Below are 14,268 nucleotides of genomic sequence, written 5' to 3' on the forward strand. Positions count from 1 at the left end.
GTCAAGGACATTAGGACTCGGATCTTAATGATGTAGTTCCTTTTCATACTTTGGCAAACTAGAATTACTAAAAAAGTATGCAAGCAAAAAATATCGCTATCGTAGGAAGTGGCTTAGCAGGTTCACTGTTAGCAATTTATTTAAAGAAACGTAATCATCAGGTTACAGTATTCGATAGAAGACCAGATATTCGAAAAGTAGAATTTAGCGGTCGTTCCATCAATCTTGCGATGTCTGTTCGAGGTTGGAAAGCATTAGATAAAGTTGGGATTGGAGAAGAGATTAGGAAGCTAGCTATTCCGATGGACAAAAGAGCGATGCACGTTAATGGTCAACCAGAATATCATCAATATTATGGAAAAGAAGGAGAAGCTATATATTCTATTTCTAGAGGAGTATTGAATCGAAAAATGATTAGTCTAGCCGAAGAATCCGGAGTTGTATTTAGATTTAATGAAAAAGTCTGGGATGTCAATTTGCCAGAGGCAAAGATATATACAGGAGAAACTGAAAAAGGTGAGTGGAAGGAGTATCAGTATGATATGATTTTTGGTTGTGATGGAGCTTTTTCTAGAGTGCGTCATAAAATGCAAAGGAGAAGTAGATTTGATTATTCTCAGGATTTTCTTGATGCTGGATATAAGGAACTGGGTATTCCTGCTAATGAAGATGGTACTCATAAATTAGATAAGAATTCACTTCATATTTGGCCAAGAGGTAAGTTTATGTTGATTGCATTGCCAAATTTAGATGGAAGTTTTACTTGTACATTATTTATGCCTCACGAAGGTGAAAATTCTTTTGAAAGTTTGACTAATGAGAATGATGTAGAAGAATTTTGGGAACGAAATTTTCCAGATACTATAGACTTAATGCCTACTTTACTCAAGGATTTTAAGAATAATCCGACCAGTGCATTAGTTACCATGAAATGTTATCCTTGGAGCTATTGGGATAAAGTAGCGTTGGTAGGAGATTCTGCTCATGCAATTGTGCCGTTTTACGGTCAAGGAATAAATGCTGGTTTCGAAGATATTTCCGTGCTAGATGATATTATTGAATTAGATAGAAGTGGTGATTGGCAAGAAATTTTTGAGAAATATCAAGAAACAAGAAAACCAAGTACTGATGCAATTGCAGAACTCTCATATCGTAATTTTATGGAAATGAGTAGTAAAACTGCAGACGCTAACTTTCTTTTGAGAAAGAAGATAGAAAAGCATTTTTCTGAAAAACATCCTGATAAATGGATTCCTCTATATACGAGAGTAACCTTTACACATAGACCTTATGCAGAAGCACTGAAAATAGGAGATCAACAAGCTGCTATTATGGATGAAATCATGCAAATAGAAGATATTGAAAACACTTGGGATAGTGATGAGGTGGAAAAGCGAATAATTGCTGGTCTAAATACGTATGAGATAATTAAATAAAGGTCGTGTTATCCGATAAGTCTTTTCAACCATTTTAACTTCGAGCTAGTATAGGGAGAATATTTTAGATTTAACTCAATCAAAAAGGATTTTTGTAAAATACTTTTGTAATGAGAAAATGCTACAAACCCTGCTTTACCGTGATAATTACCAATACCACTATCACCAACACCACCAAAAGGTAGGTTTTGTTCCATAAAATGCATAACAGCATCATTTATTGCTCCTCCACCAAAAGAAATTTCGTTAAGAATTTTGTTTTTGACTGATTTATTTTTTGTAAAAATATAGCAGGATAGGGGTTTTGATAATGTTTTTATATCCGAGATAGCTTTTTCTATAGAGTCAAAAGATAAAATCGGCAGTATAGGACCAAAAATTTCTTCTTGCATTACTTTATCTGTAAAAGAAACTTCCGTAAGGATGGTTGGTGCTATAATTCTATTTTCTGCATCGCATTGACCTCCTAAGTATATTTTATCATTTTCGATAAGAGCTTGTAATCTCTCGAAGTTTTTTTGATTTATTATCTGAGTGTAATTTTGGTTTTCTACTTTATAATCTGCTTTTTCAATATGTTTTTTTATAGCAGATAAAAGCTTATCGTGTATCGTAGATTCTACCATTATATAATCAGGAGCAATACAGGTTTGACCAGTGTTCAGAAATTTAGCCCATACTAAACGTTTTGCTGTCATATCTATATTGACGTCTTTGGTGATAATAGCGGGACTTTTTCCTCCAAGTTCTAAGGTAACAGGAGTTAAATGTTTTGCAGCAGCTTGATAAACTATTTTACCCACCGGTATGCTTCCAGTAAAAAATATTTTATCAAATTTAAATTTTAATAATTCAGTAGTTTCTTGTACACCTCCTTCTATAACTCTAAAGAATGATTCATTAAAATTTTGATTGATAATTTTAGCCATTATCGACGAAGAATGCGATGGAATTTCACTAGGCTTAAGAATAACTGTACATCCCGCAGCGATAGCCGCTATGGCAGGAACTAAGGATAATTGAAAAGGATAATTCCATGCGCCCATTACTAAAACAGTTCCTAAAGGTTCAGGTATGACGTAACTTTTACCAGGAAGATTTGCTAATCCAGTGCCTACTTTTTTTCTTTTAGACCATTTTTTTATATTAACTATTGCAAGATCAATTTCGTGATAAATGATCGCTAGTTCTGTGGTGTAAGTTTCGTATTTTGATTTTTTAAAATCGTTATAAATAGCATTGTATAAGAGATCTTCATTTTTTTGTAAAACACTTTTTAAATGTTTTAATTCCTTTACTCTAAAAGATATATCTTTAGTAGTATTGGTGTCAAAAAAAGTTTTTTGAGTATTTATGATTTCCTGATAGTTCATAATGACAAATATAACAAGGTTATAAAAGAATTATGATCCTGTGCTCATACGTTTCTTTAACTCTAGCTCTTTCTGCATTTGTTTTACGGTTAATGTACTTCCATCGTGACTCCATCCAGGAGGACCAAAAATATACATGAACTTATGATACCAATTTTTAGATTTTTTGGTGTCGTTCCAAATGTCTTTATACTCATGCGTCAAAATAACCCATGGATTGTAAGAATTAGGCGCGTGAGTAACTCCATATTGTACTTCAATTTCGTCATCAAGTTCTTTCCAAGTTCCAAATATCTTGTCAAAAATATTTAAAAATCCTCCATGGTTTTTGTCCATATACTCTACATTTTTGGCATGATGCACTTGATGCATTGTATGGGTGTTAAATATTTTTTCTATAAAACCCATTTTAGGAATGAAAACAGAGTGTAGTTGGAATTGCCATAAAGCTTCTATTCCCAAACAGACAATTACCATTTCTGGAGGAAATCCTACAATCGGCATCCACATGTAAAATAGTGGTTTGTATAAAAGAGTAAACCACCCATTACGAACTGCTGTTCCAAGATTAAAGTTATCTGACGAGTGATGAACTATGTGAGCAGCCCATAAAGCTCTTATCATATGATTTTGTCTGTGAAACCAGTAATATGTAAAATCATCAGCTAATTGACATAATAGCCATACATACCAAGCATAGCTAAAAGATTCCCAACCCATGATATTGGTTCGTACACCATCAACTTCAGGATTAAATACATTGTACATATACGTAAACAGAACAACAGAAAAAACTGTTTTAAGAAAAGGACCTAAAAATGCTGATCCAAGTCCCATTGTGAAACTGGCAGATAGATCTTTCCAATTATAAAGGTTTTTATGTTCGTCGTGATTTTTGCTATACGTTAATTCTACTACGATAAGTACTAGAAATAAAGGTACGCCATATTTTAAGGGCTGTATAAAATCCATTTTCTTTTTGTTGTATTCTAATTGGGGCAGAATATAATAAGAATTTGCAGTAAAAGTTTAACATTTTACTTTTTTAAGTAAAAAAAGTATGTTTTTAACGATTGTTTATTGAAATGAAGACGCGGTTCTTTTGAAATTCGGTGTATGTTATTTCGCGAAAATCTGAGATGGGTCTTTAAAAGACTTGAATTCTAGTGCATTTCCGCAAGGATCATAAAAAAACATGGTTGCTTGTTCTCCTACTTCTCCCTGAAACCTAATATAGGGCTCAATAACAAAATCTATTTTTTTATTAGATAACATTTGTGCAAAACTTTGCCAAGTATCCCATTCTAAAATTATTCCGAAATGCGGCACAGGAACTTCTTTACCATCTACGGTATTGTGATGATTATTTAATTCTAATTTTGGTTTGTAATGAATAACCAGTTGATGCCCAAAAAAATTAAAATCTACCCAGTGTTCACTGCTTCGCCCTTCTTTTAAATTAAGTGTTTTGTTGTAAAAATCGCGCGCAACTTCTAAATTATCTACTGGGATTGCAAGATGAAAGGGAGATAATGGTTCCATAAGTTATTTACGTTGATTGAAAGGGATTATTTTAAGAGTTTGAAAATAGATGCTTTAACGTTTTCTATCACTTCTTTTTCTTTTTTTAGAGGCAGTACTATTTCGTTTTTCTTTACTTGCTCCATCTTTATTTTTGGAAGAGAAATGTTTATTGTTGTTTTGTCTTCTTACTGGTTTATTTTCTTCGACTACAGATGCTTCTTCAGTTTTACTAGAATCTCCTACATCTTTATTAATAATTTGTAGTTCTTTTTCTGTTAAGTAGCGCCATTGGCCTATTGGAGTATCTAAACTAATGTTCATAATACGAATTCGCTTTAGTTTTGTTACTTCATATCCAAGATACTCACACATTCTTCGTATCTGTCTATTTAAGCCTTGTGTAAGAACTATTCTAAAATCATATTTATTTATCTGTTCTACCTCACATTTACGAGTAATAGTATCTAGAATAGGAATTCCATTACCCATTCTTTTAATGAATTGTGGGCTAATTAATTTATTTACCGTAACGATGTATTCTTTTTCGTGGTTGTTTCTTGCTCTTAAAATTTTATTTACGATATCACCATCACTGGTTAATAGAATTAATCCTTCACTGGGCTTGTCTAGTCGGCCGATTGGAAAAACACGTTTTGGATAGTTGATATAATCAATAATATTGTCTTTTTCGTTTTGTGCAGTTGTACAAACAATTCCAACAGGTTTATGAAAAGCAAGGTATACGTGTTTTTCTTTAGGCTTATTTATCAATTCACCATCGACCCTTACTTCGTCTCCAGGAGCCACTTTGGTGCCCATTTCTGGAATTTTATTATTTAGGGTTACGCGACCTTGATCAATTAGTTTATCTGCTTCACGACGAGAACAGTAACCAACTTCACTAAGGAATTTATTGAGTCTTGTAAGCTTAGAATTTTCCACGGTGCAAAGGTGCTCATAAAATTTAATCTTTCAAAAAATGAATGATCATATCATCCACTTCATCAAAGAATAAGGAATGCCCAAAGTTTTCTGTAGTAATGAATTTTGCATTAGTCCAGTTTTTACTTATTTTTTCAGTTCCCGTATACGGGGCAATTTCATCGTATTTGTCATGTATGAGTAAGCCTGGGTGAGTTAAGTTCTTTGCAAATTCAGCTATGGAAAATTCTTCGAAATGAAAACCAAATTTTTCCTTGAAATAATGACTTAAGGCTTTCATAAACTTATCAGATAATTTGAGCGTTTTTTGATAGCCTTCCATAATTACAGATAATTCTGTAGGAGGTGCAAGAACAATTAGTTTTTCTATTTCAAGGTTTGGATATTTAAATTGATGAAACACAGTTGTCATACCGCCAACAGAATGTCCAATAACGTAATTAGGTCGGTATAATTCTATCATTTTTTGAAGGCATTCTGCATAGAACGGAACACTGAGTGTTTTACCAGAAGAGTTACCATGAGCTGGAGCGTCAAATGCTATAACATTATAATTTTGTTGATGTAGTTTTTCGATAAGTGTTTTCCATCTATGACTATTACTATCCCATCCGTGTACCATCAAAACAGTTTCTCCCATATTGGGCCATCTATAGGTTTGTAAAAACCTATCTTTTACTGAAATGATTTCATCTTCGGCTTCCTCTAGAAAATATTCTTGATCTGCAAGTATCTTTCCTTTAAGCGGTGTGCTAAATAAGATATAGGCTTTGCGCAAAGCCTTTTTTTTATTAAAAAAGAAGAGCAATAAAAGTCGTTTGCCAATAAAAATTGGGATGTACTTTTTTAATGTTTCTTTCATAATTCTTCTCGATGTACCGAATCTATAGAAAAAGCAGGAAGACAAATCGCTATATATTCACATGCTGATTCAAATGGGTTAGAATATTGTACTCTGGTGTTTTTTTTAATCTTAATAGATTGTCCAGATTCTAAGGTGATTTCTTCATCATCAATAATAAATCTTTTCTTTCCTCGAATAATATAAGTGTATTCATCAAATTCCGGTGTTTGAAATGGTTCGCTCCAACCTGGAGGAGCTACCATATGCGCTATACTAACCTGAGAATTCCCATCTGTGGCTTTGCCAAAATGTTCTTCAATTAATTTTCCATCTGTAGTTGGTACCACAAAAGGTGATTTTTGAATTTGATATTTTTTACTCATAAATATCTAATAACAGATTTTAATTATTCTCCCAATTAATAATAAAGTGTTTAATTGTAGCCGAATCAGGAATTTGAGAAGCTTCAATTTTTTTGTCAGTATTAAATTTTAACTCACTCGATAATTCTTTCTTATCAATAGTTATCGATGCTTGGATACTATCTACAAATATAACCGCTGCACTAAGTGTATTAGTAATCTTAGTGATAGAATAGTTATCCTTGATATCTTTGAAAACACCATTTGCCGATAGTCCCGATATAGTCTTATATCTTGGATCAATTACTTGTATACTTTCAATAGAGGATTCAGGATTGTTTTCTTCTCTAGGTTCCAATAATAATAATTTAGCTCCTCCTTTTTCATAAATTTCAATAGTGTTTGCAACATCCATAATATTGTCATTTTTGGACATTTTTACTATAGAATCATTTGCATAGATTGAGTCTAATTGACTCACTTTGATTGTGTTAGTTAAATGACCAATTCTGTTATAAGAGATTTCGAATGGATCTTGTTTTTTGTCATTTTGACAACTCAGTAAACTTATACAAACAAGTAAAATACTGCTGATTTTTTTAATCATAATAGGTTGTTAATTATTCCCAAGGTTAAACAATGATTGATTTTGTGTTTAGTTTAGCGCAATAATTTATTTAGTACACCTAATGCTCCTCTTATAAAAGTAGCACTGGTTAAAACTTTAATCACAGCTTTTTCCGTAGTACTAGATTTTCTACTTTTAGAACGAGAAGAACTTTTATTTAGTTTCTCTCTTTCTTTTTTTGCTGCTGCTTTAGCTTCTTCTGCTTCAGCTTTTTCTATTTTTTCATTAAGAATTTCATAAGCACTTTCTCGATCTATATCTTCATTGTATTTGTCAGAAAGTGTGGACTTTTTTAATAAATCATCTAATTCGCTTTTGGATAGTATATCCATTCTACTCATAGGAGCTCTTAACATCGTCGCAGCAAGAGGAGTAGGGCGACCTTTCTCGTCAAGAGCTGATACCAATGCTTCTCCAATTCCTAAAGCTGTTAGTACTTCTTTTGTGTCATAATATTCTGATATAGGATAATTCTCGGCAGTAAGTTTAATTGCTTTACGATCTTTAGCGGTAAATGCTCTTAGGGCGTGTTGTACTTTTAGCCCGAGTTGCCCCAACACCCCATCCGGTACATCCGTAGGATTTTGAGTTACAAAATATAGTCCAACTCCTTTTGATCTTATTAATTTCACAATACTTTCGATCTGATCCATTAATGCATTGGAAGCTTGCTTAAATATTAAATGAGCTTCATCAAGAAAAATAATCAACTCTGGTCTTCCGCTATCTCCTTGCTCAGGAAAGGTACTGTATACTTCAGCTAGAAGACTTAACATAAATGTAGAAAATAGTTTTGGTCTATCCTGTATGTCGGTTAATCGTAAGATATTTATAAAACCTCTTCCATCGTCATCTACTCTACATAAATCTTGTACGTCAAATGATCTTTCTCCAAAAAAGATATCAGCTCCTTGTTGTTCTAAAGCAACAATTTTACGTAATATGGAGCCAGTAGATGCAGTAGATATTCTTCCATAATCTTTTTCTAGCTCTTCTTTTCCTTCTCGAGTCGCAAATTGTAAAACCTTTTTTAAATCTTTTAAATCTAATAATGGCAATTTGTTGTCATCACAATATTTAAAAATTATTGAAATGATACCTGCTTGTGTTTCTGTTACATCTAAAATTCTTGAAAATAGTACTGGCCCGAATTCGCTTACAGTTGCTTTAAGGCGTACTCCATCTTGTTCTGATAAAGAAAGAATTTCTACTGGAAAATTCTTTGCTTCAAACGGAATTCCAATTTTTTCATGTCTTTCATCAATTTTAGCATGACCTGGACTTGCAGCTGCTAAACCACTAAGATCACCTTTGATATCCATAAGAAGCACAGGTATTCCTTGTTCGCTCAAGTTTTCTGCTAAGACTTGTAATGTTTTTGTTTTACCAGTTCCTGTTGCTCCAGCAATTAACCCATGTCTATTTAATGTCTTTAGAGGAATTTTAACGTGTGCATCTGTCACAGTTTCTCCATTATGCATTGCAGCTCCTAAGGTGATGAAATCGCCTTTGGTAGTATATCCTTTATTTATATGGTCAAGGAATTCTTGATTACTACTCATAGTTAATGTAAATTTTGATAAAAATAGCAATCTTGTCTATTCTATCGAAATGATTGTGATTTTGTTTTAGGTAAATTTATAATTTTTAAATCAATAAGAGTCAGTGTAGAAAATTATAGTTTATTTTTATTGATGAAACACATAATTCAACATAATGAAGAAGATATATTTATTCACGATTTTAATTTCAATTTTTTATAGTTGTAATCAAAAAAATAATTCTAACACAGAAATTATATTTCATGACACACATGAGCCTAAAAAAGTGAATGCTCCATTTTCTGATGCTGTTCAAGTAGGTAATTTGTATTTCCTTTCTGGACAAGTAGGGATGAATCATACAACACGTAAATTGGTAGAGGGCGGTATAGAAGCTGAAACTAAACAAACCTTAGAAAATATAAAAGCGGTATTAGAACATCATAATATGAATATGAATGATGTAGTAAAGTGTACAGTTATTCTCTCTGATATTAACGATTTTACAGCATTTAATAAGGTTTATAAAACGTATTTCCCTAATAAACCGGCAAGGACTACGTTTGCTGCCAAAGGATTAGCGGTGGGAGCAAAGATTGAGATAGAATGTGTTGCAGCTAGAACTAAGTAAAAGAAATACTTAATACGGATGAAAGAATTCCTAAACTTACTTTAGGATTACTAATTCATTATCTACCTTTGCATCCTTATGCAAGAAAGTACAGAGACATTGGTGAATGAGGGAAAGATGCTTCCTCTTATGGAAGAATTTTATACCATACAAGGAGAAGGGTATCATAAAGGTACTGCTGCTTATTTTGTTAGAATTGGAGGATGTGATGTTGGATGTCATTGGTGCGACGTTAAAGAAAGCTGGAACGCTGCTCTTCATCCACCAACTTCTACTGCTGTAATTGTAGATAATGCTATAAAATATAGCAATGTAATTGTAGTAACGGGCGGAGAACCTCTTACTTGGGATATGTCTGAACTTACGAAAGGCTTAAAGAGTAAAGGTGCTAAAACCCATATAGAAACTTCTGGAGCGTATCCTCTTACAGGTAATTGGGATTGGATATGTCTTTCTCCTAAAAAAGTAAAACTTCCTACTAAAGAAATATATAGTGAAGCTCATGAATTAAAATGTATTGTTTATAATAAAAGTGATTTTGATTTTGCTGAAGAGCAAGCTTCTCAGGTTTCGGATGATTGCGTATTGTATTTACAGCCGGAATGGAGTGTTAGGGACAAGGTAATTCCTCTAATTGTAGAATATGTGATGAAAAACCCTAAATGGAAGGTGTCTTTACAAACTCATAAGTACTTGAATATTCCTTAATTAGGTCATATAAAAACACAGGTGTTTTATGGTTTTTGACGTTTTTCGATGGTCTGTGCTCTTTTGTATGTTAATGATTATGGTTAGACCGTAGTTTTGTAGGATTTTTCCCTTCTATTGAAATGTAATTTTGTAAGATAAAACTTTCTTTTTTATTTTTTAGCCTCCCTTGATTTACGTTTTTTAACGTATATAAACAAGTGTTTAACTAATTGTTAAATGATAGTTATCTTTTTTTTTGATTTTATAGAAAGATGTTTTTAATTTTATGTAAGTAATTTAAAAACAGATTTTTATGAAAAACTTATACTCTATTTTTGGGCTTGATTTTAGAATGTTTATTGATTTTGTGAGAGATCTTCCGAGTGCTTCCCGTTATGCAATGCGTAGATAATTTTAAGTTCAACATCCCGTATTAATTTATAAGTAAAAGATTACAACAATTTGTAATCTTTTGTTTTTTATAAAAAGTTTTATGAACTACATTTTATGTAAATGTAATGTTCAATATGTGTGTTTACACTTGTTTTCTCTTCAAAATCTTAATAGTTATTTATTTAATTGTTTTTAAGTTGTTTATGGTGGTGTAAATAATTAAAAATATTAACCTGTCCACGTAAAGATGAGATAGAAATAAAAATAACTAATCGACATTAGGGGGATTAGCCCCTAGTTTTACTCTTTTGGTTGTAGGTTAATTCCTTTTAAAATAGTTGTTTTAAATGGTTTTTTGTTGTTATGTCGTGTAAAATAAGTTGTACGTCTAAAATATTGAATTCTAGGTGTTAATTTTTTTTATTGATTTGAGTTTGCGGTTTATATTTGCATAACAAATTAAAAATCAAATAATTATGAGATACTTTTACACTATATTCAAAATAGATTTTAATTCATTGAAGAGTTTTTTGAGAGAATTACCATCTGCTAGTAGTAATGCTATACATAGATAATCGGTTAGTATTATATAGTTGGGGAAACAAGGTTATTTAAAATTGAATGCTAATCATTCTATAAAACTATAAATCTATTGGTAATATAATTTGATATAGATTTAATAGTAACACCAAAAAGTAGGAATAAATTTTACTAGTATAATTGAAAAACATGTTTTTAATCGGTAAAATTTCACTTTATATCTAAAAGTTCTTACATTTTTTGTTAAAAAGGTTGATTTAAAGTCTTTTAGATGTTATCTTGTAACTAAATAAATTGGAAATATTATGGGGCTATTTTACACTAAATTCAGATTAACTTTTAGGATTGTCATGGACTTTCTTAAAGAATTACCGGGGGCATCTAGTAATGCTATCCACAGATAGTTATTATTTCAGTGAAATAATTTAACCTTTTTAGTCAGAAGGTTATTAAAAATAAAAAAGAGGTTGAATTTTTCAACCTCTTTTTTATTTAATATGTTTTTGTGTATTATTTCTAATTATAGAAAGGAACTTCTACTCTAGTAGTTTCCCACCCCATAACCATATGGTATCCTTTGTCTACTTTTTTGAAAGCAATAGAAAAAGCTTCTAACTCATCACCTTTTCCCGCAGGTACTTTAATTCTAGCGACATCCTTACCTTCATCGTAAGAATATGCTCCCCATACATCTAGATCGGAATTAAGAATGATAGTCCATTCTTTTTCTCCAGGAATAGTAAATAAAGAATATGTGCCAGCTTTTACTGTTCCATCTCCTAATTTCATATCTTTAAAAAGTTTTATCTCAGTAGCTTCATCAGCTCCTGTTCTCCAAACTTTTCCGAAAGACACCTTGTCTCCAAGCATAGTTCTACCTTTCTTCTGGGGTCTACTATAAATTACTTTGATATCTGGTTTTGCATTTCTATCTGTTTTTGCATAAGAGATATCCGTCGGACTTTTCTGCAGTCCTGCGAATTTTTGAGCATTAATGGTGCTGATTGTTCCTAAAAACATAACAACAGCGAAGAAGAGTGATTTTTTCATAATTCGTGATTTTATTTTCTTAATTGTCGTAAAGATATGTAGGAACATACATGGGAAATGTTAATCCTCTCATTAAATTCTGTTAAAAGAGTTAAATAACAACTTGATAGTTTTGATAGGTTTTTTGCGTTGTAATAGTTTTATTTTTTAACTAATAAGTGTTTATTTGTTTTAATTTGAAGCTAAAAACAAGTTTTATGTTTAAATAATGTAGTTAAAAACGCATCTTTGACTTCTCAATTAATAGAAAAAGAAGAATATGTGTGGAATAGTTTGCGCTTTTGAATTAAAAGAAAAAGCAGATGTGTTAAGACCTCAGTTATTAGAAATGTCAAAAAAGATAAGACATAGAGGTCCGGATTGGAGTGGTATTTATGCAGATGATAAAGCTATATTGGCTCATGAAAGGCTTGCGATAGTTGATCCTGTGTCTGGTAAACAGCCCTTGTTTAGTGAAGATAATAAGTTGATTTTGGCTGCTAATGGCGAAATTTATAATCACGGAGAAATTCGTAAAAAGTTTGATGGTTTTTATAATTTTCAGACAGAATCTGATTGTGAAGTTATTTTGGCTCTATATAAGGAAAAAGGCTCTCAGTTTTTAGATGATCTAAATGGTATTTTTGCTTTTGCACTTTATGATGCTGAGCAAGACTCATATTTAATAGCTCGTGATCACATGGGGATTATCCCTCTGTATATGGGTTGGGATCAGAATGGTACTTTTTATGTTGCTTCAGAATTAAAAGCACTAGAAGGTGTTTGTACTAAAATAGAATTATTTCCACCTGGTCATTATCTAGATAGTAAAAAAGGAGAATTAACTAAATGGTATGTTAGAGATTGGTCTGATTTTGAAGCTGTAAAAGATAACCAAACTAGTATCGATGAGTTAAGAGAAGCTTTGGAAGCCGCAGTTCATAGGCAATTAATGTCAGATGTTCCTTATGGAGTATTACTTTCTGGAGGATTGGATTCTTCGGTTACCTCAGCAATAGCTAAAAAATATTCAGAAAAAAGAATTGAGTCAGGTGATACTAAAGAAGCTTGGTGGCCTCAATTACATTCTTTTTCAGTTGGTTTGGAAGGATCGCCAGACTTGGAGGCTGCACAAAAAGTAGCAGATCATATAGGAACAATACATCACGAAATAAAATTTACAATTCAAGAAGGACTGGATGCTATTAAGGATGTGATATATAATTTGGAAACTTATGATATTACAACTATCAGAGCGTCTACACCTATGTATTTAATGGCAAGAGTTATTAAGTCTATGGGAGTAAAGATGGTGTTGTCTGGAGAAGGTGCGGATGAGATATTTGGAGGATACTTATATTTTCACAAAGCACCAAATTCAAAAGAGTTCCATGAAGAGACAGTGCGTAAGTTGGATAAGTTACATATGTATGATTGTCTAAGGGCAAATAAATCTTTAGCGGCATGGGGAATTGAAGGACGAGTACCATTTTTGGATAAAGAATTTATGGATGTTGCTATGCGTATCAATCCACAGGATAAAATGATTAACGGAGAAAGAATGGAGAAGTGGGTTATTCGTAAAGCCTTTGAATCATATTTGCCGGAAAGCGTTGCTTGGAGACAAAAAGAACAATTTTCTGATGGTGTTGGGTATAGCTGGATAGATACTTTAAAAGAAGTAGTAGATGCTGAGGTAACTGATGAACAAATGGCTAATGCTCATTTTAGGTTTCCAATACAAACACCACAGAATAAAGAAGAATTTTACTATAGATCAATTTTCGAAGGACATTTCCCAAGTGATGTTGCGGCATTGAGTGTTCCTCAAGAACCTTCTGTCGCCTGTAGTACAAAAATAGCATTGGAATGGGATGAAGCTTTTAAAAACATGAATGATCCTAGCGGAAGAGCAGTAGCAAATGTTCATGACGATGCATATTTATTAGATGAAGTTGCACAATAGTAATAGAATAAAAAGAAATTTAAAAATTTCAGCTTGAGTCGCTGAAAGTTGAGTTAATTGAGATGTAAAACCCCAAGAATTTTCTTGGGGTTTTTTACATGTTTGTAATCAATAAATATTTTTTGAAGATAGAGATAACTGCATTGTAGTTAGTGATTTTCTTATAAAAAGAATTAATTATCTAGGGCTGTTAAAATAATAAGTTTAACTATTTTTTGGGGAATATACCGTGTTTTTATAATTAGATTTATGAGAAATTTATTTTGTGTATTAGTTATCGAATACTAAAACATTTTAAGTTGTCAAGTATCAAACTATCAATTTTGTTAATAGGGTGTAAGTCGTGAACATCTTTGAAATTTTCGCGGC

13 protein-coding genes are annotated in these 14,268 nt (G+C 32.1%); 4 read left to right on the plus strand and 9 right to left on the minus strand.

All coding sequences use genetic code 11. The features are described 5' to 3' along the window. Positions 1-77 precede the first annotated feature (77 nt). Positions 78-1,436 (plus strand): FAD-dependent oxidoreductase, encoded by a 1,359-nt coding sequence (locus tag H526_RS0114715; protein ID WP_027393713.1) that lies wholly within the window; start codon positions 78-80, stop codon positions 1,434-1,436. A gap of 8 nt (positions 1,437-1,444) precedes the next feature. Here the strand turns inward: H526_RS0114715 and H526_RS0114720 are convergent, their stop codons facing one another. From H526_RS0114720 to H526_RS0114755, 8 genes are all read right to left on the minus strand, one after another. Then, on the minus strand, positions 1,445-2,809 hold the full coding sequence (locus H526_RS0114720) for an aldehyde dehydrogenase (RefSeq protein WP_027393714.1): 1,365 nt from the start codon (positions 2,807-2,809) through the stop codon (positions 1,445-1,447). Positions 2,810-2,839: 30 nt separating this feature from the next. Next, positions 2,840-3,781 carry a sterol desaturase family protein gene (locus H526_RS0114725; RefSeq protein WP_027393715.1) on the minus strand — a complete coding sequence of 314 codons (942 nt, stop codon included), beginning with the start codon at positions 3,779-3,781 and terminating at the stop codon, positions 2,840-2,842. Between the two features lie 147 nt (positions 3,782-3,928). Further along, a complete protein-coding gene (locus H526_RS0114730) occupies positions 3,929-4,351 on the minus strand; it encodes a VOC family protein (RefSeq protein ID WP_027393716.1) in 423 nt (140 codons plus the stop codon). 54 nt (positions 4,352-4,405) lie between these two features. Next, on the minus strand, positions 4,406-5,275 hold the full coding sequence (gene rluF, locus H526_RS29235) for a 23S rRNA pseudouridine(2604) synthase RluF (protein WP_081415632.1): 870 nt from the start codon (positions 5,273-5,275) through the stop codon (positions 4,406-4,408). A gap of 22 nt (positions 5,276-5,297) precedes the next feature. Continuing rightward, positions 5,298-6,137, minus strand: a complete 840-nt coding sequence (locus H526_RS0114740) for an alpha/beta hydrolase (RefSeq protein ID WP_027393717.1) — start codon at positions 6,135-6,137, stop codon at positions 5,298-5,300. After that, positions 6,134-6,502 (minus strand): cupin domain-containing protein, encoded by a 369-nt coding sequence (locus H526_RS0114745; RefSeq protein ID WP_027393718.1) that lies wholly within the window; start codon positions 6,500-6,502, stop codon positions 6,134-6,136. The genes H526_RS0114740 and H526_RS0114745 overlap by 4 nt, the downstream gene beginning before the upstream one ends. Positions 6,503-6,521: 19 nt before the next feature. Further along, on the minus strand, positions 6,522-7,088 hold the full coding sequence (locus H526_RS0114750; protein WP_027393719.1) for a hypothetical protein: 567 nt from the start codon (positions 7,086-7,088) through the stop codon (positions 6,522-6,524). A gap of 53 nt (positions 7,089-7,141) precedes the next feature. Further along, positions 7,142-8,671, minus strand: a complete 1,530-nt coding sequence (locus H526_RS0114755) for a helicase HerA-like domain-containing protein (RefSeq protein ID WP_027393720.1) — start codon at positions 8,669-8,671, stop codon at positions 7,142-7,144. Positions 8,672-8,825: 154 nt separating this feature from the next. Between H526_RS0114755 and H526_RS0114760 the strand changes: the two genes are divergently transcribed. Continuing rightward, positions 8,826-9,281: a RidA family protein gene (locus H526_RS0114760; protein WP_027393721.1), complete on the plus strand. Its 456-nt coding sequence runs from the start codon at positions 8,826-8,828 to the stop codon at positions 9,279-9,281. A gap of 78 nt (positions 9,282-9,359) precedes the next feature. Next, entirely contained in the window at positions 9,360-9,989 is a 630-nt protein-coding gene (locus H526_RS0114765; RefSeq protein WP_027393722.1) for a 7-carboxy-7-deazaguanine synthase QueE, read from the plus strand. Positions 9,990-11,420: 1,431 nt separating this feature from the next. Here the strand turns inward: H526_RS0114765 and H526_RS0114770 are convergent. Next, positions 11,421-11,954, minus strand: a complete 534-nt coding sequence (locus tag H526_RS0114770; protein WP_035085686.1) for a DUF2911 domain-containing protein — start codon at positions 11,952-11,954, stop codon at positions 11,421-11,423. Positions 11,955-12,213: 259 nt separating this feature from the next. On the opposite strand from H526_RS0114770, the gene asnB reads away from it, so the two are divergent. Next, positions 12,214-13,899: an asparagine synthase B gene (gene asnB, locus H526_RS0114775; protein ID WP_027393724.1), complete on the plus strand. Its 1,686-nt coding sequence runs from the start codon at positions 12,214-12,216 to the stop codon at positions 13,897-13,899. Positions 13,900-14,268 lie beyond the last annotated feature (369 nt).

Origin of the sequence: Aquimarina latercula DSM 2041, assembly GCF_000430645.1 — a bacterium.
GTDB classification, from domain to species: domain Bacteria; phylum Bacteroidota; class Bacteroidia; order Flavobacteriales; family Flavobacteriaceae; genus Aquimarina; species Aquimarina latercula.